Source organism: Bacteroidetes bacterium SB0662_bin_6 (assembly GCA_009839485.1).
Lineage (GTDB): Bacteria > Bacteroidota > Rhodothermia > Rhodothermales > VXPQ01 > VXPQ01.
In genome coordinates this window covers 17,696-38,263 of sequence record VXPQ01000047.1, presented here as the reverse complement: position 1 = coordinate 38,263, position 20,568 = coordinate 17,696, and the positions used below count along the sequence as shown (strand labels likewise).

21 protein-coding genes and 1 pseudogene are annotated in these 20,568 nt (G+C 58.5%); 3 read left to right on the top strand and 19 right to left on the bottom strand.

The window, feature by feature from the left end; genetic code table 11:
• Positions 1 to 19 precede the first annotated feature (19 nt).
• The gene (locus tag F4Y00_09325) at positions 20 to 865 is read right to left on the bottom strand and encodes a GLPGLI family protein (protein ID MYE05154.1); all 846 of its coding nucleotides are present in this window, start codon (positions 863 to 865) and stop codon (positions 20 to 22) included.
• 159 nt (positions 866 to 1,024) lie between these two features.
• On the opposite strand from F4Y00_09325, the gene F4Y00_09320 reads away from it, so the two are divergent.
• Positions 1,025 to 1,507 (top strand): hypothetical protein, encoded by a 483-nt coding sequence (locus F4Y00_09320; GenBank protein MYE05153.1) that lies wholly within the window; start codon positions 1,025 to 1,027, stop codon positions 1,505 to 1,507.
• 61 nt (positions 1,508 to 1,568) lie between these two features.
• Here F4Y00_09320 and F4Y00_09315 read toward each other — a convergent pair whose 3' ends face one another.
• The 13 genes from F4Y00_09315 to F4Y00_09255 are packed head-to-tail and all read right to left on the bottom strand — an operon-like array spanning position 1,569 to position 13,893.
• Positions 1,569 to 2,021 carry a hypothetical protein gene (locus F4Y00_09315; protein ID MYE05152.1) on the bottom strand — a complete coding sequence of 151 codons (453 nt, stop codon included), beginning with the start codon at positions 2,019 to 2,021 and terminating at the stop codon, positions 1,569 to 1,571.
• A 6-nt stretch (positions 2,022 to 2,027) separates the two neighbouring features.
• Positions 2,028 to 2,507 (bottom strand): hypothetical protein, encoded by a 480-nt coding sequence (locus tag F4Y00_09310; protein ID MYE05151.1) that lies wholly within the window; start codon positions 2,505 to 2,507, stop codon positions 2,028 to 2,030.
• Positions 2,504 to 3,397, bottom strand: coding sequence for an Mrp/NBP35 family ATP-binding protein (locus F4Y00_09305; GenBank protein ID MYE05150.1), 894 nt, complete (start codon positions 3,395 to 3,397; stop codon positions 2,504 to 2,506). Before F4Y00_09305 ends, F4Y00_09310 begins: the two co-directional genes overlap by 4 nt.
• A gap of 21 nt (positions 3,398 to 3,418) precedes the next feature.
• Positions 3,419 to 5,353 (bottom strand): universal stress protein UspA, encoded by a 1,935-nt coding sequence (locus F4Y00_09300; protein MYE05149.1) that lies wholly within the window; start codon positions 5,351 to 5,353, stop codon positions 3,419 to 3,421.
• 5 nt (positions 5,354 to 5,358) lie between these two features.
• A complete protein-coding gene (locus F4Y00_09295) occupies positions 5,359 to 5,763 on the bottom strand; it encodes a hypothetical protein (GenBank protein MYE05148.1) in 405 nt (134 codons plus the stop codon).
• Positions 5,764 to 5,777: 14 nt separating this feature from the next.
• Positions 5,778 to 6,374 (bottom strand): hypothetical protein, encoded by a 597-nt coding sequence (locus tag F4Y00_09290; protein MYE05147.1) that lies wholly within the window; start codon positions 6,372 to 6,374, stop codon positions 5,778 to 5,780.
• Positions 6,371 to 6,586, bottom strand: a complete 216-nt coding sequence (locus tag F4Y00_09285; GenBank protein MYE05146.1) for a ferredoxin — start codon at positions 6,584 to 6,586, stop codon at positions 6,371 to 6,373. Before F4Y00_09285 ends, F4Y00_09290 begins: the two co-directional genes overlap by 4 nt.
• Positions 6,587 to 6,638: 52 nt before the next feature.
• Entirely contained in the window at positions 6,639 to 7,433 is a 795-nt protein-coding gene (locus F4Y00_09280; GenBank protein ID MYE05145.1) for a hypothetical protein, read from the bottom strand.
• 32 nt (positions 7,434 to 7,465) lie between these two features.
• The gene (locus tag F4Y00_09275; GenBank protein MYE05144.1) at positions 7,466 to 8,770 is read right to left on the bottom strand and encodes a radical SAM protein; all 1,305 of its coding nucleotides are present in this window, start codon (positions 8,768 to 8,770) and stop codon (positions 7,466 to 7,468) included.
• 27 nt (positions 8,771 to 8,797) lie between these two features.
• Positions 8,798 to 10,414 carry a c-type cytochrome gene (locus F4Y00_09270; GenBank protein ID MYE05143.1) on the bottom strand — a complete coding sequence of 539 codons (1,617 nt, stop codon included), beginning with the start codon at positions 10,412 to 10,414 and terminating at the stop codon, positions 8,798 to 8,800.
• Entirely contained in the window at positions 10,392 to 11,222 is an 831-nt protein-coding gene (locus tag F4Y00_09265) for a cytochrome c (protein MYE05142.1), read from the bottom strand. The genes F4Y00_09270 and F4Y00_09265 overlap by 23 nt, the downstream gene beginning before the upstream one ends.
• Positions 11,219 to 12,043, bottom strand: coding sequence for a cytochrome c (locus F4Y00_09260; protein ID MYE05141.1), 825 nt, complete (start codon positions 12,041 to 12,043; stop codon positions 11,219 to 11,221). The genes F4Y00_09265 and F4Y00_09260 overlap by 4 nt, the downstream gene beginning before the upstream one ends.
• Complete coding sequence (locus tag F4Y00_09255; GenBank protein ID MYE05140.1) at positions 12,040 to 13,893, bottom strand: hypothetical protein; 1,854 nt, start codon at positions 13,891 to 13,893, stop codon at positions 12,040 to 12,042. Before F4Y00_09255 ends, F4Y00_09260 begins: the two co-directional genes overlap by 4 nt.
• Before the next feature lie 32 nt (positions 13,894 to 13,925).
• Between F4Y00_09255 and F4Y00_09250 the strand changes: the two genes are divergently transcribed.
• Positions 13,926 to 15,866 (top strand): T9SS type A sorting domain-containing protein, encoded by a 1,941-nt coding sequence (locus F4Y00_09250; GenBank protein MYE05139.1) that lies wholly within the window; start codon positions 13,926 to 13,928, stop codon positions 15,864 to 15,866.
• A 43-nt stretch (positions 15,867 to 15,909) separates the two neighbouring features.
• Here F4Y00_09250 and F4Y00_09245 read toward each other — a convergent pair whose 3' ends face one another.
• The 5 genes from F4Y00_09245 to F4Y00_09225 all read right to left on the bottom strand — a co-directional run bounded on the left by F4Y00_09245 (position 15,910) and on the right by F4Y00_09225 (position 20,425).
• Positions 15,910 to 16,251, bottom strand: coding sequence for an oxidase (locus F4Y00_09245; GenBank protein MYE05138.1), 342 nt, complete (start codon positions 16,249 to 16,251; stop codon positions 15,910 to 15,912).
• 32 nt (positions 16,252 to 16,283) lie between these two features.
• Positions 16,284 to 16,955: a cytochrome c oxidase subunit 3 family protein gene (locus tag F4Y00_09240; protein MYE05137.1), complete on the bottom strand. Its 672-nt coding sequence runs from the start codon at positions 16,953 to 16,955 to the stop codon at positions 16,284 to 16,286.
• Positions 16,956 to 16,960: 5 nt separating this feature from the next.
• Positions 16,961 to 18,679, bottom strand: a complete 1,719-nt coding sequence (ctaD, locus tag F4Y00_09235; protein ID MYE05136.1) for a cytochrome c oxidase subunit I — start codon at positions 18,677 to 18,679, stop codon at positions 16,961 to 16,963.
• Between the two features lie 48 nt (positions 18,680 to 18,727).
• Entirely contained in the window at positions 18,728 to 19,660 is a 933-nt protein-coding gene (gene coxB / locus F4Y00_09230) for a cytochrome c oxidase subunit II (protein MYE05135.1), read from the bottom strand.
• 102 nt (positions 19,661 to 19,762) lie between these two features.
• Positions 19,763 to 20,425 (bottom strand): SCO family protein, encoded by a 663-nt coding sequence (locus F4Y00_09225; GenBank protein ID MYE05134.1) that lies wholly within the window; start codon positions 20,423 to 20,425, stop codon positions 19,763 to 19,765.
• 31 nt (positions 20,426 to 20,456) lie between these two features.
• On the opposite strand from F4Y00_09225, the pseudogene F4Y00_09220 reads away from it, so the two are divergent.
• Positions 20,457 to 20,568: pseudogene (locus tag F4Y00_09220) on the top strand (single-stranded DNA-binding protein).

The window sequence follows — 20,568 nt, the reverse complement described above, 5'->3', positions numbered from 1 at the left end:
AACGCATGGTATGGTCGCGTCAGCGATCAACCCGACGAATAACAACGCGTCCATTATCACCCTGATTTTGCATCTCTTCCGTTTTCTCCTTCACGATAGCGGCGAACTCCTCCTGCGTAACCTCCCTGCCTTTTTCCGGAGCCGCCATCAATGCCTCCTGAGGCATCCCGGGCGAAACATGCGTGGCGTTCCAGGTCGTGAGATTCCCGTCGTCGATGGACAACACCAGAATCGCGCCGGGCAGCCCTCCGAACGAGGCGGGACCGATCGATACGGGAAGTTCCGGAGCAAACCAGGCTTCCACCATGGCGCTGTCCGCTTCCGTAACCGCCTTCTGGCATGCAAAACCGAGGTATTCGCTTTGCTCCCCCGTGAGGCGCCAGGCATATTCGGGACGGTCCCCCCGGATCAGGAAAGTGCGCCCAAGAAAATCTTTTTGCTCGGTAACCGTCCAGGCCTCGAGATCGGTGTACGTTACGCTACGGTCCTGCGAACGCCTCATCCGTACACGTACAAACGTATCGCCCCGGGAATGACTCGCCGATCGATCGGCTATTGCCGCCGAATCGGAGGCAGGCGTCATCAACGAGGCCTTTTCCGTAAAATGAAGACCCCAGGCCGTGGTGTCCACCGCAGACATCGAAGCCAGTAACTGCTCCCTGATTTCCTGGGGCAGTTCTGGCGGGAGTTCCACCCCCTCGGGAATTTCCGGCTTTACGGTTCGCTGGTAATGAATCGTTCCCGACGTCTGGGCAAGCCCCGTCGTCGGGAGCAGAGCATACAGAGCCGCGCATCCCAACAGAATCGGCGCCATGGCCTTCAAGGCGGAACGCATTGTGAGAAATACCGCAGTATCAAGAGGCATATACCTGGTGCGTGTGTACAGTAACAAACATGAACGGTTCGGAGATCATCCCGGACAAGCTCGAGGGAACACGAATACAACGAACGTCGGCAGGGATATATTGTTTGTCGGCGTGAAGTAGTTTAGGGCCTGTTACCACTATGATACCGGTCAAATAACATGGGGGATACGCCGACAACAACCCCTGATCATCGCCAGCGCATCGCCACCCTGCTGGGCCTACTGACAAGCGAGGAAGCACAGGAAACGCTGTCGCAGCGCCTTGGACGTCCGAGGTTGGCCTATGAACTGGCTTGCGCCTGGTTCGATGACGTGTATGTCCCGAGCGAGCGGTATATGGATGGCCTGAAGGGCGATCTGGCGCCTGAGGCGGCGGAGACCTTCAAAGACGCTTTCGATCCTGTGGAACTGGCTGCCATGGAGCGGTTCCACCGTTTTTTCGAACTGCGCATCGATATGCTGCCGGATGCGATGATCGCCTCGCGGTGCATCCCCATGGACGACCGCTGGCGAAGCCTGATGAAGGACGCAGGCTATCTGCTGGAAGACATCGGTGGTAATGTGGAGGATTTGCGGCGAAGGCTTGCAACGGGCGGAAAGGCTTCCGAGGAAATCACCGCAATAATCAAGTTTAAAAAATAATGTTGTAAATATTTTGTGTTATATTTTTTAGGTTTTAATGGGTAAGTTATGATCGTCACGGCTATCCGAACCGCAACTTCAACCCCAGGTACAGCACGACCGCAGCAAGCAGGGCATTGACAAGCGCAGACCACAGGGCAGTCCGCGTTTTCCCTTGAGGCACAAGCTTCAGACTGTACCATGCCTGATTGACGCCCATCGTAAGGAACAGGATGAATTTGGCGCCGACCAGTTGGAGATAGGCGGACGGGTAGCTGAAGTTCGTCAGCCACCCCGCATTGATGAGATTGAAAATCCCTGTCAGCAGGATCGTGAAGAAAAGCTCCCTGCTGAACCGCTGAAACCGGCGCACCAGCGTCTCGATAAGCGCAGCGGCGCGTTCAGGGGCAAGGTGTTCGCCCGCAAACCGACGCACGGCCGGCATCGCCACAAACGGTACGACGATCATCCCGCCCACCCAGACGATGATCGCCGCCAGGTGAATCCATAGAACGACGGCGCGAAAGGTGAACATGGCTTGTTACATGCCCATGCCGCTGCGCGCACGGTCCAGGACGGCCTCGGTCACCTCGGCGAGTCCCTCGGCTTCGGCATAGCGCTCCACACTCTGCATAACCATGCCGCGGGCGGAAGCGGGAATATTCTCCATGCGCTGGCGCGCGCCGTCCGTCCAGGGCATGTCACTGCGCCCGAAAGCCTCGTTGACCATACCCGTAAAGGGGCACTTCGAAGCGCCGCCGCCCGCAGCAGGATCGGAAACCCCGACCGACGAGGCAGCCAGCCCGGCCCGTATACCTTCCATAGGCTCGGCAGGTACAGATTGTCCGCCGATCTTCACGCCAAGAGAGCGTACCACCTGCGTCTCGCTCGAATTGGTCAGCATGGCGGTTTGCCTGCCGCATGCAGGGCAACCGAATACAACCGTCATGGAGCCGCGGTCAGGCCCACGCGTTTCAGCGAGGCTCATGGCCTCGTCACATTCCACACAAAGAAATTTCATGAGGCATCGAGAAGAAGTTGAAGGCGATCGGCCAGTTCAGTGAAGGCGCGCGCCGCCGGGCGATCCGGATGTGCGCACAGGTATGAATGGCCTTCGTCGGCAGCCATGCCGAGCGCAGGATCAAAGGGGATACGAGCCAGCACAGGCACATCGAGGGCCTCGGCCAACCGGTCCGTACGGCCCGGCGAATACAGCGGATCCGCCTGTCCGCAATGCGGACAAGTGTGCGACGCCATGTTTTCGACAAGCCCCAGCGACGACACATCGAGGTGTTCCCGGATCATACGCACGGAGCGCCCCACCGCATCCAGAGCCACCACCGAAGGAATAGTAACTACGACGACCGCATCAATGCGCGGGGTGACATCAACAAGGGTTGGCAGGCGATCCGATCCCGGCGGCAGATCGACAAGGAGCATATCGAGCGCGCCCCATGCGGTATCGGTAATGAGCTCCCGCAGGGCGCCTGCCTCACGGAGCCCGCGCCAGGCGGCTCCGCCGGATTGCGAGGGAGCGTCCCACGCTACGGGCGTCGTTTCGTCGTGCAAAAACAGAGCCATGGACATGACCTGCACGCCCAGGGTTGTTTCGGGAGGGGAAACGGTCCCTTTTGTGCGCTGCGACAGGCCCACAGCCTGCACACCGGTCATCCGCCCGAGCGACGGGCCATTGATATCTCCATCCACGAGACCGATGCGCGCGCCATTGCGAGCCAGCGCCGCTGCAAGATTCACCGCCACAGTGCTCTTTCCAACCCCTCCCTTACCACTCATTACCGCGACGATATGGCGAATGTCGCTGAGACGTTCCGCAAGCCGGTCAGCCTGCACCGCCACCTGGCCCGCCACATCGGAACCCCCATCGGTTGCTATATCATGCCAGGTTTTCATCCCCGCACCCCCATGGCCCCATCACGACGCGGCCTTTTCCTCCTGCTGCTTGCGAATGGCCTCTTCCATGGCTTTCCGGGACACCTCAAGGCCTTCTTCGACAATCTCCATCGTAATGATCGTGGCGTTACGCCCGTCTGCGGCCGCTTCCATCCGCTCTTTCGCCTTGTCGCGCATGAAGCCTTCGGGCACCCGTTCGAGGCGAGCCCAGGCCTCCGGTGTCCACTTGTACGCTCCCTTGTCGATCAATTCGACGGAAACGGCTTCCCGGGCCGGAGCCTGCCCTGCCGGATTTTCCTTCAACCCGGAACCGGGCGCAGAAAGCACGGAAGTGTCTTCGAGCAAATCGCTGACTGCCTCGGCCACCATGTCGCGGGTGATCGTATCGAGCCCCTTGACCCGGGCGCTCTTTTCGATCTGCGCGCGGGCGCGGCGCATCTGGTATCCGTCAGGAACCTTCCTGAGCAGTTCGCGCGCATCCCGAGTCCACTTGATCTTCTTCTTGTCGAAGGTTTCAACCTCTTCAACGGCGCCTTCGAGCGGCGCCAGTTTGCGAAGCGCCTCCTTGTCGATTTCCTGGAACTGCTCGGGGGCAGCTCCGCAGACAGCACACACGGCGGGCTTGAATCCGCGCGCCGCGTAGCCGCACCGGCTGCATACGTACGTCACTTCATCGACCGCGGCGATTTTGTCGCGGGCCACGGTTTCGGCAATGATGCCCATGGACCGCATGGCGGATTCAGGGAGAATGGTCGCCATGGCCTGTTCGACCACCTTTAGCGTAATCACGGAGTGGCCACGCTCCATGGCCCATCGATGGATCGTCGTACGCGCAATGTTGCGGGCAAAGTCGGGCGCCGTATTGACGAGCGCCGTGGCCTCGTCCGTCCAGATCATGGATTCCTCGGCCTGCACATCAAGCGGGGGGGTATACCGCCTGCTTGACAACAACACATTGCAGGAAGCCATTCGCAGCAGGTTTTCGGTGTTGCTGCCGATGTCCATGTCCTCATCGCTATGCACTCCGATACGGCCCAGGACCAGCAACCAAGGCTTCTCGCGCCGCATATACTGAAGAATCTTGTCGAAGGCCTTGCCATCGAGCAGCGTAATCTTGAGATCCACGCCCTCTTCGGCGGCAATGCGATGCGCCACTTCGAGATGCGACTGGTATATCTTCGCAAGCCCCGTGTCGATGACCTCTTCGTGGAGTTGCTCCTGCTCCTTGAACCGGAATACTTTCGAGGCCTTTTCGGTAAGCACATTCACGATGCTGTTGAACATCGCGTAATGCAGATAGGGATCGTAAACCGACACCGCCTCCACGCGCTTGTCCAGCTTCCGGCCCAGTTCGAGCGCCGTTTTCAGGCCGGCGAAGGATTCGGGACTGCCATCGATACCCACGACGATATGGCCGCCGTCGGCCTCGCCCACGGCATGCCCGTTCATCTGGCGCTCAAATGAATCGGTATCCTTGACAATGAACATGTCGGTACGCGCCCGCCGGACAACCCGCGAGCATACGCTGCCCAGCACGCTGTCACGAACAGCGCCGAGGCCGAGCGCCCCCATCACGACCAGGTCGTAGTCGCTCTCCTCGATATCCTGCACGATAATCTTCCAGTTCTTCCCGTCATACATCTTCGGCTGGAAGGGCAATTTTTCCTCGCGGCACCGCTTGTCCATCACGGTCAGGTACGAATCCGAAATCAGTTCGAGACCCATCGTGATGAGCGTGTCGTGCACCTTCCGCTGCTTCTCCATTTCCTCTTCGACGAGATATTCCTCGGGCAGCGTAAACTCCATCTGCTTGAAGCGGTAATCGTGCATACGGGCTGCGTAGGCATGGCTGCCCACGAGCTCCGAATCGAACCGCTTCGCCAGTTCGACGGCAACGTCGATGCTTGCCATCGAATGATCCGAATTATCGACCGGAACGAATATGGTCTTGTACATAACGGCTAATAGATCAGTTTGAGGCGGTCGTAAATGTAGGTAAGGCGGTACATCACATAGCGCAGCGTTTCGGAATCTTCTGCAAGGAGCGAAACGGCAAGCAGGGCGCGCTGGAGATGGTCAGCACGACCCGCGAGGGATGCGCGTTCCGCCTGCTCCATTCCCTCGGCGAACGCATTCATCTCGAAACGCACCCGCACCATCGCGTTGTACGCATCGCTGCCCGGTCCGGTCTCTTCCATGATCCGCTCCAGCCGCCCCGTTTCCATGCGTACAATGGCCGGCGCCATACGGCGGAATTCCTTCCAGCCTACAAAATCCAGCTCGTTCCAGTCAAGGCGCCTTGCGGCCAATTCGGCAGCACGCGCTTCGAGTGCATCAGTCGGTGCTATGTCCCGGGATGCCTCCATGATGACAGGTGGAATCAGAAAGGACGGTGTACCGTGCCGGGTTCGAGACGCTCTCCCATTTGAAGCAGCCCCTTGTACTTACGGCGAAACTCCGCCGGGTCCTGCGCAATCGTTTCCATGGAAAATTCGGGCAGGAGCGCCTCAAGGCGCTCCTCCATTTCTTCCTTCCCGATCCAGCCATATTTCACATAGGCCAGCACAATGTGGTAATCCGGCTCGTCGCCGCGGGCCACGTGCCGAAACGCCACCGAGTACGGATCGAAATGCCACAAACTCAATCCGGAGTCCGACAAGTCCCGGACAGACCGATGTCGTTGTTCGAAGCCGGCTGGCAAAGGAATCAGATCCCCCGGAAATTCCTGCTCGACCGCCACGCCGAACTGTGCAGCGGTGCGCGCCGCGGCCGCATCCCATTCGGGCCGGTATTCCACATCGGCATACAGGCGCACCGCATCCGTCCATGACCGCCATCCCTCCAGAACTTGTGAGGTCTCTCCAAGCAGAAACAGCCGCCCGGCACGTCCCTGCTCAGGGACCGAAGCAGCATAGCTGTGGGCTGCTGCAGCCAAAAAATCCTCCAGTACAAAACGGGTTACCAGCGATCCGGTCATGACGCCACCTCCCTATCGGACACGGCGACGGGTTCCTCCCAATCCGGGATCGGGACAATGGCTTCCTCGGGACACTCGACGACACATTCCATAAAATCGCAACAGGTATCGTTGATGACGTAGATTGGATCTCCGGGTGAAATCGCACCGATCGGGCACACATCCACGCACAGGCCGCATTGCGCACAGGCATCTGTGATCATGTGAGGCATGGTCGCAAAGCAATGTGTGAAAATGGATACGACGCGATCCGGAAAGGACCTTCTATGCGCGCCCTTGTCCGTTGAAGGCCTGTTTGTCGATCACGCCGCCCGCCTCGTTGACGGTGTTGTCGCTCCGCTTGCCGGGATAACGGCGCTTGGGCGTCTTGTCCTTCCAGCGATAGATCCAGAAGCAGTACGAATAGGGGTAAATGGTCTGGACCACGTGGAACGGTTCGTATTCGAACAGGCGGCGCATCGCCCAGGGGAAACGATACCGCTTGTCCTCCGGCTCGATGATTTCCACCACACAGTCCGCCTGAAAACTGACGAATACCGGGGAGTTGCCGGTCCACAGCACGGATGCAAAGGGGTTTTCGACAAGATTTTTGAGCGTGGATCCCTCGAAAATCTCGAGGAGCCCGACGCGCCGCCAGTCGATATGTTCGGGATGGGAATACAACTCGCGGGCCGTGCGGATGCGCAGATCGCGCGTCTCGTTGACGGCATGGGGCGGCAATTCCTGGATCTGAGCGACGGCATCCTCCACCAGTTCGAGATAATAGTCGATATATTCATCCTTAGGGGTGAACCCTACGCCCTTGTTGGCCAGATTGGGAACGAGCGCATCGTCAGCCCATGTGGCCACAACAGGCAGATGCCCCGCGTTGAACGCGATGTACTGATCCTGCTCGATGGCGTCGTAAATGCTGTGCTTGTAGTCGAGCTGCCACCGGATGAATTTCTCCGGGAGCTCAATGACATCAAGGTTCTGGTCGGCGCCGTTCTTTTTGAGACGGGCGACCCCGTTGATTACCTGCACCTGCTCCGTGAGCGTTTTTGCGTCAAGCTTTTCCATGAATAAGTTGGTAAATGAAAGGGTATGGTTGGTTATACAAGTCGTTCCGGAGTAACGGGTTCTTTAATAACCCCGGAGTCCGGCGGTTTCGCAGAGGCCGCCGAAAAGGACGGCGCCGAGCGATCCATGCCTGCAAGGGCCTCCTGCATGAGGCCTGCGGAGATGCGGCGCACGCCGTGTCGGTCCGCATAGGTTTCGAGACCCTTGCGAACCTTTTCACGGATGAAAGAGATCGGTATGCGATCAAGTCGCCGCTGTGCTTCGGGAGACCACTCTATATCGTATCGTTCGAGGGTCCTGCCGGTCGGCTGATAAAGGCAGGCCGGATCTTCGGCGAGATAGTCTTCAAAAGCGGCCTGGGCGCGGCAGCGGCATCCGCCGCAGAGTTCGTTGAATTCGCATGCGCCGCATTTGCCCTTGAGCCGGGAAGGATCGCGTAAATCCGTCAGCACGGGAGAAGAAGTCCATATCTCGGCGAAAGACTGTTCGCGGACATTTCCGGCTACCACCGTCATGTACGGGCACGGCGTGACATCCCCGCCCGGCGTAATGCGGCAGTACTGCGTACCCGCCATGCATCCCCCGCTTTCCAGACCGCCAAGGCCCTCGTCATACGCGATCTGTTTGAACTGCGGTGCACATTTCGACCGGACCAGCATAGGACGGTACTCGTCCTGCACCTTCACCATTTCCCGAAGCATCGTATCCGTGGCGGCGGCGGGAAGATCGTTCATTTCCTGTCCCCGGCCCGTCTGCACCAGAAAATACAGGTTAAAGGACCAGGCGCCTTTCTCCCGTGCAAACGCCATGAGTTCCGGAATTTCATCCCGGTTCATGTCCATAACGGTCGTTTGCACAAGCACTTCGAGGCCATGCCGGCGGCAAATCTCGAGGGCGCGAACCGAATGCTCCCAGGCATTCGGTCCACCGCGAAAGGCATTGTGCTTCTCAGGATCAATGGAATCAATGCTGATGCCCACCCCCTTGACGCCGCATTCCACCATCTTGCGGGCAACGAAATCATTGACCATGACCCCATTTGTACCCATTACCACCCACATTCCCTTTGCAGAGGCCGTCTGCGCAATCTCGTAGATATCACGGCGCAAGAGCGGCTCTCCACCGGTAAGAATGAGCATCTCCGTGCCGAGCGCCTCCATCTCGTCGAGCAGCGCGAGACATTCTTCCGTAGTCAATTCGTTTTCTTCGGCGGTACCCCCTTCCATATAGCAATGGGGGCACTTGAGATTGCATTTCCGGGTCAGATTCCAGGAAACGAGCGAGGGGCGATACCCCCCGGGGGAAGACAGAAAGGACAGGGAACGGGCGGCTTCCATGGATACGAGGGAAAGACCTCGGGGGAATCAGGCGGTAACGGAGGCACGATGCCGGAAACGCACCAGTCCGACGATGCTCAGCAACACGAGAAGCGTGAGCCCGGCGGCGCGCAGCATGGGCATCACGGGCGACGGACGCTCGGAGGGCTCGAGATAGAGATAATACCATCCCGTGAGACCCCGGCGATTACCCCGCTCGTCGTTGAAACCGTCCCACACCGAGAAAGCGATCGGAACGAAGGTGTCTTCCGCAAAACGCCCGTCGCGCGGCATGGTGAAGACGGCGGTCCATGCACCGTCCTCGTAGGTCGCATGAACGGACGGGGAGGTTTCGCCGGCGAGCAGGTTACCACTCCCGCGTCCGATGTACGAACGGCCTTCTCCCGAAGCCAGATCGGCGAACCACAGATCGACCGGTTGTCTTGCGTCCCCGAACAGGAAGTAGGGCAGGCCTTCCGGTACAAGTTCCTGAGGAAACTGTATGGCGACCGCATCGGACCAGATGCTTGTCACGGTATCCCGAACGACCTGCTCCGTAAGGGGAACCTCCATGTCCGGGGCATTGCTCCCCATTGTCTCTGCGGACATGTCGTGCCATGAAAGAAGAATGGCGATCTCATCCGCATTGTAGCGCGCTTTCACCTCGATGCCGTCTACGCCGGGCATAAATGATCTTCCGGGTTCAATGACCTGTCCGACCACGGGGAAATAGGCGCCGCGTTCCTCGCCGAAAGCCGCCTTTCCCTGCACCGGGTCGACGGGATCGTTCGCATACTGCGCGGTCGCGGAGATCGCATAGTCCGGGTCGTCCTGCGACAGCGAATAGACGTAATCGACAAGGGCCCAGCTGTCTTCGATCGGGGTAATGCTGTAGGACGGCATGGGCGAACCGTCGAGGCCGGTGGTGAACGTGCGATAGATGTCCTCGCGCGTGTTGCCCCCTATGAAGGTCCAGCGCTTCGTAAGGTCGGCAGGGCGGATATGATTGCCCCACTGCTCTTGCAATGTCACAGCGGAAGGCCCGTCGCCGCGCGCGGCCATGCCATGGCAATCGAAACACTGGTTCTCTTCGTAGACCACGCGCCCCCGTTCGGCAGACGATTCGCTGAACGATGGAGGATCAGGAATCTCGATTACATCGGGAACGCCGTAGGGTCCGGAGAAATCGTCGTTGAAAGTTTTCAGGTAGTAGACAAGGTTGCGAATTTCATCATCGCTCAACTGCGGCCAGGGGGGCATACCGGTATAAGGCATGCCGTCGCGAATCACCCGCGCGATGTCGTCATCCGTAGGCAACTGTCCGCTCGGCGTGGTGCGTACCTTGTAGATACCTGCCGTAAAGTCGCGGGGCATCGGGCGCATGAAGGGCGCCGCCACGCCATCCCCTTGACCGGTGTCTCCATGGCACTGCGCACATTTATCCATGTACAGCAGGCGGCCGGCCTCGCGCTGTTCGTCGGTGCCAAGGTCCGGCGCGGGTTGCGCCGAGACGATCAGGGGAAGCAATACGACAGGCAAACACACCCCCAGAACGCATGATATGAGGCTCGATCGGGAAAAACGCACAACGGCGCGTCCTGCCCGGCAAGCAGACGAACGAATCGCTATGTCGGTTTTATTCCTAATGGTCCCCGCCTCCACCATGATCCTCCCGCGCCCGCGGCCGGTGTCCGGTGAAATCGTACAGGAAAAGCGTCACATCCCACATATCCTCTTCGGAGAGGAAGTCTTCCCAGGCAGGCATGGCCGAAAGCCAGGGCGTGGATTCGCTCGGCAGCCCCGGGCCGCCCTTGGCGATGCGCCAGAAAATGTAGCCTTCCTGAAGCATGGCGATGGTCGTGGCGTCCTGGAAATTCGCGGGAATGGGGTCGAACCCATGGGCAAAAAGGCCGTCTCCCGCCATATCGTCCCCGTGGCAGTACACACAGTTTTCGTAGTACACGCGGCGCCCGTTTTCCACATGCTCCTCGAACGCCGCCGGGTCTTCCGTTTCAAGAGCGCGGTACGGGTTGTCGTCGTTGACAAGGTCGATCGTATTGCCGGCCACTTCGATACTCACAGGCGGCGGCGGGTGAATCGTGCGGCTTCTGAGAGGAGGCGCCGGTCCTTCCGTCACGTCGAAATACACGCGGAGCGCCGCAAGACAAGGCAACAGCACAATGACCGCCAACAGCGGAATCGTATACTTTCTCTGGGTCGTGAATGCCACGAACCGGTCCAGCACAAACCGGAAATGTGACGAATCCGCCGATAAATACGCCAGCAACGCAAGCGTGAGGATGGCAATGAACATCCCCTGGATCGAGGTAGGCAGCGGCGGATCGATGCCCCAGCGCAGAAAAACGAATGCAGCGATCAACCACCCCGCCAGCCAGCCGAGGATATTTATCTTCGGCACGAAGCGCAGCGCTACAAGCCCTGCACACACCACAAGCAGGATAATGATATTCATGATCCTCCCTTTTGTGACGCCAGGTAATCAACCAGCGTTTTGAGCTGCCCGGACGATATCTTGTCGTAGAATCCGACAGCGTTCAGTTGCGCCGTCATCAAACCCGCCGGATATGCCTCATTCAGCACGGCGTCCGGATCCATGATCGCCTCGTAGATCTCGGCGGTCGATAGATTGTTTCCCACATCGTACAAACTGGGACCCAGCAAGGGTGTGGGATCGGTGAGGCTGTGACAGACGCCACAGGCGTACATGGTGAATAACTCTTCCCCGGAGAGGTTTTCCGAAGAGGGCGCAGCAGACGCACTTGCTTGCGAAGCAGTCGATGCACCGGCGGCATTCTCTTCGCTCTGCCAGCGCAACTCCGTGTCCAGCGTAACCGTGGCGGCGCCGCCAAGACTCTGGAGGTACGCAATCACCGCAAGAATCTCCTGGTCGTTCAGATCGATGGGCGGGTCGGAAATAGGAGTCATGCCGGGCAAAAAGCCCTCGACAATGTATTCATTCGGTTCGTAGAGCGACTCGGCCAGATACTCCACGTCGCTTAAACCTTCCTTGCGCTCCGCGGCAATCAGGCCAATGTTCGCCAGATCGGGGAAACGCCCCCCGGTTTCCCCGGATACGGTATGACACGTAAGACACGTTCCCTTGCCCGAAGCGATTTCTTCGCCGGCAGCTACCAGATCCTCCGTGGTCATGTCGGCTCCGAGTTCCGTATCCTCGGGCGGATACGTCACCGTCTGCGGCACCATCTGACTAACGTAGCTATAGAATGCGGCCACGAGGACGGTGAAGACACATATCTTGACAGCGTTCATCATGACGATGTGCCCTCCCCGGCATCGAGTTTTTTCTTACCCGCAAGACTGGAAAGGAAAAACACGACCGCGATAAACGCAAAGAAAATCAGCACCGTCACAGACACCACATTGGCGGCGTAGCCAAGCGTGGGTGTAAACGCATCCACCGATGTGTCGCGCATAACCCCATAGACGTGCCAGTGCTGGCGAATACCCGAGCGGACGTAGCCCATAAGTCCCATCGTCCACGCAAACGTGATGGCAATGAAAAAGAGCGCGTACTGCGCCCGGTTGGGAATCTTGCCCCACTCGATCGGTCCCAGAATCTTCGCCTTCCTGAACATGAAGACGTCGATAATCGTGATCGAAATCATGGCGAAGAGCACGAGACTCACCTGCGGGATCGACAAACCGATCCGCACGGACGCCTCTACGAAGTAGCCGTACACCCCGAGGAAAATGACGACACCCACGACCACCGCCAGGATGCCGAACTGCACGATATTGCCGGTTTTCGCCCACGAAACGGTCGCCTCCTTGTTGGCCCGCCGGTAAAACAGGAAGCTCAGGTACGTGGTGAGAATGAGCACGTTGACGGCGGTGTTTTTGGCCGACATCACGCCCAGCACATTCAGAATCGGGTGATGGGAACCGCCCATGGCGCGGGCTTCCTCGACTGTGGCGACCAGGGAGTGCGGCGTCGCCCATACGATGAAACAGACGGTAATGGAAGCAAGCAACCATTTGATGAACTTGCGGTAGCGCTCCGCCCCGTGAATACGCTCCATGCTCAACCACAGGTAATAGTTGGCTGCAAGAAACAGGTTGCCGATAAGCACAGCCTGAATGATGAACAACCAGGAGAACGTGCCGCCCATGAGCGCAATACCAAGGCTCTGGGAAAAGGCGTAGATTTCACGGCCCAGCCAGTAGCCCGCGAACGGCAGCGGGAGCAGCGCGGCGATCGCAATGAAATTGCCCATGTAGCCCATCCAGTCGTAGTGCGCCCGCTCTTCGTCGGTCTTCGCGCCAAGAAACTTGTAGGCCCCGTACGCCGCCGCAATCGACCCGCCGAAGCAGATATTCGCAATGAGCCGGTGGATGTTGATGGGCATCCATGTGAAGTTGTTGATGGCGTCCCAGGTGCTGAGCAGATTCCCTTCGACGTCGATGCCGTTGGGAGAATTCATGAAGGTAAGCCAGGAGTCGGCAATGAAAATGATGGCGATGCCTACCAGGTTCAGACAAAGACCGATGACAAGATGCAACCACTTCGGCATCTTGCCCCATCCGTAATAATAACTGTACAGGAAGACGGCTTCGAGGAAGAAGACGGCTGCGTACAGCATGAATGTCCAGCTGAAGATGGAGACCAGATACTCCATCAACCGCGGATACAGAATGAACAGGAAAAAGGTCAGAAGCGCGCCGAGACTGGCCGTAAAGGAAAAAGAGACGGACAAAAGGCGCGTGAATTCATACGCCAGATCGTCGTAGCGCTTGTCGCCGTTGCGGAAGCCGATGAACTCGATCGTAAGCGCGAACATCGGGACGGCGAGCACGAACGCCCCGAACATGAGGTGCAACTGGGCGATCACCCAAACTATCACGCGGCTTCCTACGACGGGAAAGGTGCGATACTCGACTTGCCCGGCGGCTTCCTGAGCCCACGCTTCGGGCGTCCAGAACGCAACAAAAGCTATACCCGCAAGCATCAAAAACAGGAGAACCCCGGAGGGCAATCTCCTCGCAAGCAGTTTCATCCGCGTCCCTGGTCTTCGTGGTAAAAGGATGTTTCGCGGGAAAAGAATACGTAACCGGCGGCGAGAGTGCAAAAATTTCGACGGGATTTTGCGATATTGATGCAACATTATGCATTCCTTTCCAACCTCACGGCATCCACATGCTCTTCGATACAGTTCGTCACACAACCAAAACCTTTCGGGCGACTCCCACACGCCACAGCGCGCGTCTCCTCCAACGTATAGGCTGTGCCCTGATCGTTGCGGGAATGTTTTCGTTATTCTGCCGACCGGTATCGGCAACTTCGCCTTCCGGGAATGACATCGGCAGGGTAGTAGCCGCCGACACCGTCGTCATCAACGAGATCAACTACAACTCGCACGACGATTATGATAGTAAGGACTGGGTGGAATTGTACAATGCCGGCACCACCGATGTGGACCTGACCGGATGGACCTACTCTGACTCGGAAGACGATCATGTATTTGCGTTTCCGGACGGCACGATCCTGAACAGTGGAGAATACCTTGTCGCCGCCCAGGATACAGCCAGTTTTTCCGCCATACATCCTGATGTATCCAATGTAGTCGGAGATGCGGATGATTTCGGGCTGGCCGGCAGTGGGGAGCTCGTGCGCATCTTCGACGCATCGGGCGCCATAGTGGACTCGCTCACGTACGACGACTCGGCGCCCTGGCCCGAAGAAGCGGACGGCGACGGCTATACCCTGGCGCTCACCGATCCGACATGCGACAACCATATGCCCGAATGCTGGAGTGCATCGGCGCAGATGAACGGTACTCCCGGGGCGCCGAATTTTCCGCCCGGGGAAGCATTGGATGATGTCTGCCCGCGGCCGGATGAATTCCCGGCCGTAGACCCGAACGCGACCACGGCTGAACAGGTGGAGAACGCCGAGGCCACCCTGACAGAATTCGTGAACGATTATTTTGCGTACATACTGCAAATCAGCGCCTCCCCGCTGGCGGCCGGGTATCTCGGATGTGCTTTGACGCATGAGGGACCCTGGAATTACGGTTCCACCTACATTACTACGATGACTCCCAGAGGCACACTGGCTCTGCACGGCAAGTATCTGCTTTTGTCGGGTGGAGTGGTCGATTCTACTATGCTTGATGCGATCAGCCAGGCAGCTTCTGCGGCGGTAACTGGCAGTACTTTCACGTTCGAGGGCGACGACGGCTACGCGCTGTCTTACTTTAACCCCGACGGCAGTGCGGCCTTCCTGACTGCCGGCCTCGATATTCGGGAAGAACATCTCACGGAAGAAACGCTCGCCCCCGGTCCCCGTCCTGCGGTAACGGCCCGCGAGGTGATGGATCGCGAGAGCCTGAAGGCGTTCGTGAACGAGGCAGCGGATTACCTTTTCGGACTGTATGATACAGAAGGCTATGATGCTCTTCTTAAAGTAAAGAGGGTATTTCGTGACACGACCGGATACTGGAGACACGGCCCCACCTACCTCTTTGTCATGGACGGCACCGGCTACACGTTCTTCCACGGGGCGTTTCCGGAGAAGTACGAGCTCCAGGCTCCCACGCAAACCCTCAGGGACGCCGTTACTGGAGAACTCATTCTCCCGCAGATTATCGCGGCGGCGGCGAGCAACGAAGAGGGAGGTTTCGTCGAGTATCATTTCGACAATCCCGACGACGATACCGACAGCGCCGACATACCCAAGGTGACTTTCGCCCGCCAGTATGAGTTTACGTTCACCCTCCCCGATAACACCGCAGCATCGTTTATAGCCATCATGGGCGCCGGTATATATGAGACAGGGGTGACGTCGGTCGAGCCTTTGGATGGAGAAATTCCTGCGGCCTTCGCGCTGGAACAGAACTATCCGAACCCGTTCAATCCGTCCACGGCGATCGAGTTTTCGCTCCAGCGGGCGCAGGCCACCACGCTTACGGTCTATGACGTGCTCGGTCGCGAGGTCCGCGTGCTGGTGGACGGCATGCAGGCGGCGGGCCGTTACAGTGTCTTGTTCGATGGAGCGGGTCTGGCTGGCGGTACGTACCTCTACGTGCTGCGTACCGAACAACACGTTTCTGTGAAGAAGATGACCCTGCTCAAGTAATACGACGTATCGGCGGGGCGGCGTTTCGCAAGACGTTTCCGGTTCACTCGCCCTGTTCCGTCCCCTCCGTGTTCAAAATCGCTTCCTCCCCTACATTGCCGAGATCGCCCCGGAAGGCGGTGTCGAACAAGGTAAATGTGAGGAATACGACCACGAAAAGAATCCCCAGCCCGAAAAACAGCGCATTGACCGGTTTGTCGTACTTGAGGGCCATGAAGAAAAGCACCACGAGCAGGGCCTTGGTCCCGGCGATCGCCAGGGCCAGCGGTATGTTGAACGCCCCTATATCGATTTGCGCCGTGAGGGCCGTCAGAGCAGTCAGCGCCACCAGGGCGACGAATACCTTCAACAGCGTTTTTCGTGGAGTGATATGATGCCCTTTCATGCTCGCGAGACGAACCGGCGCCCGGTTCGCACCTAAATGAGATAAAGCAATGGGAAAAGAAATATCCAGATGATGTCTACAAGGTGCCAGTACAGGCCGGAAAGCTCCACAGGCGTATAATACCCGCTGTGAAAATCCCCCCGCATCGCCCGCACGCCCAGCCAGCTTAATACGCCCATACCGACCAGCACATGCACCCCATGAATGCCGGTCATCACATAATAGATGCTGAAGAAGATCGGAACGATGGGCTGGTCCATCTCTGCATACGCAAAATGGCCGCCGGGAAAGATGCCCAGATGAAATTTGTGGGTGTACTCGAAGTACTTCACCACCATGAAGACACCGGCCAGCGCCACCGTGATGAACAGGTTGGTAACCAGCGCCCTGCGGTTGTCGGTCTGCGCCGCATGAATGGCCAGCGCCACCGTGAGAGAAGAGGCCAGTAATACCACGGTGTTCAGGCCGCCCAGCCAGGGATTCAGTTCGGTGGAAGCGACCGCAAACACCTCCGGGTACCAGACCCGATACACGGCGTAGGCTACGAACATCCCGCTGAAAAGGAGGATCTCCGTGATGAGGAAAAGCCACATCCCGAGTTTCGCCGCATCGAACTGTTGATCGGACGAAACGAAGTAATGCTTCAGATGCGCCATAGGGCGCTCCTGTGCGGTCTGTTCTGCCGTGCCCGTATTAGTAGCCATGATACTTACGTCCGGTCCTGGTTCAGAACGTCATCCGGCGGATCCTCGCCCTGATCTGCTTCGGCGGTTTCGGAACGGGATATTCCGATCCGGTCAAACTCGTAGGGACCCCGGGTGACAAACGGCGTCCGATGGAAATTATGAGGATCCGGACGCGGTCCCGTATGAGTCCATTCCAGCGTAGCGCCCCCCCATGGATTCGCGCCGGCCTTCTTTCCCCGGAAAAGGGAAAACAGCAAATATCCCAGCACCAGAAAAAGACCGAGCCCCATGATCCACGAACCTATCGTGGAAAGCTGATGCAGGGATGTGAACTCGGGCAGATAGTCGTTATAGCGCCGGGGCATGCCCCGCGATCCCAGCACGAGCTGCGTGAAAAAGGCCAGGTTCAGCCCCACGAAGATCAGGAACACAGCGATCTGCCCGCACACCTCGTTGTACATGCGTCCCGTGATTTTCGGCCACCAGTAATGCAATCCGCCGAGGAGTGCAATGACCGTGCCGCCCATCATCACATAATGAAAATGTCCTACCACGTAGTAGGTGTCGTGCAGGTGAATGTCCACGGCCAGCACACCCACCATGATGCCGGTCACGCCCCCGATCGTGAACAGCACCAGAAACGAAAGCGCATACAGCATCGGGGTCTTGAATGAGATGGACCCTTTGTACATGGTGGCGATCCAGTTGAACACCTTGATCCCTGACGGAATGCCGATCAGGTACGTAATCAGCGAGAAAATGACCGAGGAGATAACGGATTGCCCGGAGACGAACATATGATGCCCCCAGACCAGAAAGCCAAGCATCGCAATGGCCACGGAAGACAACGCAATGGCCATGTATCCGTAAATGCGCTGCCTCGAAAACGTCGCGATCAATTCGGAAATGATCCCGAAGCCCGGCAGAATCATGATGTACACCGCCGGATGCGAGTAGAACCAGAAGAAATGCTGGAAAAGGATCGGGTCTCCGCCAAGAGCCGGGTCGAAAATGCCGATCTGGAGGAGACGCTCCAGGAACAGCAGCAATACGGTGATGCCGAGCACGGGAGTCGCGAGCACCTGCACGATGCTCGTCGAATAGATACTCCAGACAAAAAGCGGAAGGCGGTTCCACGTCATGCCCGGCGCACGCATCTTGTGCACCGTCACGATGAAATTGATCCCCGTGAAAATCGAGGCGAATCCCGCAATGAACACGGCCATGGCCAGAAACAGCACGGCGGGACCCGTGCGCGCCGAATAGGGCGTGTAGAAGGTCCATCCCGTATCCACGCTGCCGACCACCATCGCCACGATGATGAGAATCACGCCCAGCAGATACAGATAGTAGCTGAACAGATTAAGCCGGGGAAACGCTACGTCTTTTGCGCCCAGATGAAGGGGCAACAGAAAATTGCCCAGAAAACCGGGGATGGCGGGGATGATGAACCCGAACACCATGACGATGCCATGGAGCGAGAACAACTGGTTGTAGCTCTGGGCGGACAGAAACGTCTCGCCGGGCAGCAGCAGTTCGGCGCGCACCAGCAATGCGAAGACGCCTCCCGCAAGAAAGGCGATCGCTACGGTAACGGCATAGAGAATACCGATGCGCTTGTGGTCCACGGAAAACATCCATGACCCGATGCTCTTCGCATGGGTAATGTAGTCGCCGTGCCCGGAATGCTCTTCGGCATCCCCGCTCTGCGCTGCTTCGCTCCGATCAATGTCTTCCGTCATAGATTCCGTCGATCCGTCTTCGTACACGGCGGCGTCCGAGTGCGCCCGTTATTGTTGCTCCCGGATAAAGGCGATCAGCGCGGACAATTCCCGCTCGCTGAGATGTAAGTAGGGGGCCATTCCTCCTTCCACATACCCTTGCACCACCTTGGCGCCGGGTTCGACGATGGATTCGCGCAGGTAGTCGTCGTCGACCACCACAGTGGATCCGTCATCGAGCGTTTCGGTCTTCCCGTACAATCCTGTGAAGGTCGGACCAGCGCCCGGCCTCCCATCCAGGCTGTGGCATGCGAAGCAAGCCTGTTGCTGGTACAATTGCGCACCCAGTTCGGGAAGCGGGGTGTTCTCGTCCACGCCCGCCGAGGCCAGCCATGCCTCGAAATCCCCCTGCGAATGGGTAATGACCGAGGCCAGCATCACGGAATGCCCCGATCCGCAGTATTCCGTACAGAATACCTGAAACGTATCCACGCGCGTGGCTTCGAACCAGACCGAAGAATAGCGGCCCGGCAATACATCCTGCTTGACGCGAAAGGCCGGCACGAAAAAACTGTGCAGCACGTCGTCGCTGCTCATGACAAGGCGCACGGGACGGTCTACGGGCACATGCAATTCGTTGGTCGTGATGGTGCCGGTCGGATATTCGAAATCCCATCTCCACATGGCGCTGCGCACATAGACCTCGTAGGCGTTCGGCGGCGCCACGCTCTGCTCGATGAACAACCGGAACCCCCAATTGAAAACGATCAGCACAAGGATCGTAGGCAACACTACCCACGAGATTTCCACCATCTTGTTCGGCTTCACACGCACCGGAGCGGGACCGCCGCGCCGCCGCCGGTAGCGATACGCAAGGTATGCTATAGCTACCACCACCCCCACGAAAAGGATGATGCTTGCCCAGTTTACGAAGTAGAACAGGCTGTCGATTTCGGACGACAGGGTCGACGCGCCATCGGGCAGCCAAAACGATCCGGTCATGGTTGCCGATTCCTGTTTCCCGAGCCGGGGCCTCCTGCTGCGGACATGTTCATGCGTTGAATAAGAGCAGCGCCGTATGAGCGCGAAAAACCGGCCGGGGATTTATGCCGTGGGTGTGGGCGTGGTTGTAGGCCATGTGCGATGCGCCCCCCGGCGCCGTATCGCAACAAAGAATACGCCCAGCAGGACAACAGCCAGGCCGCCGCTGAACTTCATCAGATTGACGGCATGGATCACATACGAATTCGCGTTCGGGTCATACTGCAGACAATACAGCAGAACCCGGTTGAGCGGCGAGCCCGCACGCCCTTCCGACACCTCGATGAGCGCAGCCCGCACGTCCGAGGGAGCGAACTGTATACCGGGCATGTACCGCATCACGGTCCCCTCTCCGCTCAGAAAAATGAGCGTGAACGGGTGCGCGTATATCTGCTCGTCCTCGATCCAGTTATACCGGAACCCCACTGCTTCCGTAAGCGCCGCAATCGAAGCGTCCTCTCCCGTAAGAAAATGCCATCCGTCCGCGGCTTCGGGCTTGCCCAGCATATTCAGGTACATGGCCTTCTTCTCCGCAGCCAGCGCCGGCGTCTCGCGCGGATTGAAACTCACCGTCACCACATCGAATTGATCGCCGGGCGTCCAAGGCATCTCCTTCAGCGTTTCGGTCAGCCCGTGCAGCACCATGTTGCACATGGTGGGACACTCGTGATAAATCAGCGTCAACAATACGGGGCGTTTCCCGTCGAAGTATTGACCGAGAGCCACCTCGTCCCCCTCTTCGTTTCGAAAAACAAGATCGCGGGGGGGGGGGGGGGGGGGCGGCGGGGCGCCCCGGGCGCGCCGGCCGGCGGCGGCGCCCGGGGCCCCCCGGCCGGGCCCGGGCCGGGGCGCCGGCCGCAGCCCCCGGC

Excerpts from the sequence above, each read along its gene's own strand:
- F4Y00_09325 (MYE05154.1), bottom strand. The coding sequence starts at position 865 with ATGCCTCTTGATACTGCGGTATTTCTCACAATGCGTTCCGCCTTGAAG.
- F4Y00_09320 (MYE05153.1), top strand. The coding sequence starts at position 1,025 with ATGGGGGATACGCCGACAACAACCCCTGATCATCGCCAGCGCATCGCC.
- F4Y00_09315 (MYE05152.1), bottom strand. The coding sequence starts at position 2,021 with ATGTTCACCTTTCGCGCCGTCGTTCTATGGATTCACCTGGCGGCGATC.
- F4Y00_09310 (MYE05151.1), bottom strand. The coding sequence starts at position 2,507 with ATGAAATTTCTTTGTGTGGAATGTGACGAGGCCATGAGCCTCGCTGAA.
- F4Y00_09305 (MYE05150.1), bottom strand. The coding sequence starts at position 3,397 with ATGAAAACCTGGCATGATATAGCAACCGATGGGGGTTCCGATGTGGCG.
- F4Y00_09300 (MYE05149.1), bottom strand. The coding sequence starts at position 5,353 with ATGTACAAGACCATATTCGTTCCGGTCGATAATTCGGATCATTCGATG.
- F4Y00_09295 (MYE05148.1), bottom strand. The coding sequence starts at position 5,763 with ATGGAGGCATCCCGGGACATAGCACCGACTGATGCACTCGAAGCGCGT.
- F4Y00_09290 (MYE05147.1), bottom strand. The coding sequence starts at position 6,374 with ATGACCGGATCGCTGGTAACCCGTTTTGTACTGGAGGATTTTTTGGCT.
- F4Y00_09285 (MYE05146.1), bottom strand. The coding sequence starts at position 6,586 with ATGCCTCACATGATCACAGATGCCTGTGCGCAATGCGGCCTGTGCGTG.
- F4Y00_09280 (MYE05145.1), bottom strand. The coding sequence starts at position 7,433 with ATGGAAAAGCTTGACGCAAAAACGCTCACGGAGCAGGTGCAGGTAATC.
- F4Y00_09275 (MYE05144.1), bottom strand. The coding sequence starts at position 8,770 with ATGGAAGCCGCCCGTTCCCTGTCCTTTCTGTCTTCCCCCGGGGGGTAT.
- F4Y00_09270 (MYE05143.1), bottom strand. The coding sequence starts at position 10,414 with ATGGTGGAGGCGGGGACCATTAGGAATAAAACCGACATAGCGATTCGT.
- F4Y00_09265 (MYE05142.1), bottom strand. The coding sequence starts at position 11,222 with ATGAATATCATTATCCTGCTTGTGGTGTGTGCAGGGCTTGTAGCGCTG.
- F4Y00_09260 (MYE05141.1), bottom strand. The coding sequence starts at position 12,043 with ATGATGAACGCTGTCAAGATATGTGTCTTCACCGTCCTCGTGGCCGCA.
- F4Y00_09255 (MYE05140.1), bottom strand. The coding sequence starts at position 13,893 with ATGTTGCATCAATATCGCAAAATCCCGTCGAAATTTTTGCACTCTCGC.
- F4Y00_09250 (MYE05139.1), top strand. The coding sequence starts at position 13,926 with ATGCTCTTCGATACAGTTCGTCACACAACCAAAACCTTTCGGGCGACT.
- F4Y00_09245 (MYE05138.1), bottom strand. The coding sequence starts at position 16,251 with ATGAAAGGGCATCATATCACTCCACGAAAAACGCTGTTGAAGGTATTC.
- F4Y00_09240 (MYE05137.1), bottom strand. The coding sequence starts at position 16,955 with ATGGCTACTAATACGGGCACGGCAGAACAGACCGCACAGGAGCGCCCT.
- ctaD (MYE05136.1), bottom strand. The coding sequence starts at position 18,679 with ATGACGGAAGACATTGATCGGAGCGAAGCAGCGCAGAGCGGGGATGCC.
- coxB (MYE05135.1), bottom strand. The coding sequence starts at position 19,660 with ATGACCGGATCGTTTTGGCTGCCCGATGGCGCGTCGACCCTGTCGTCC.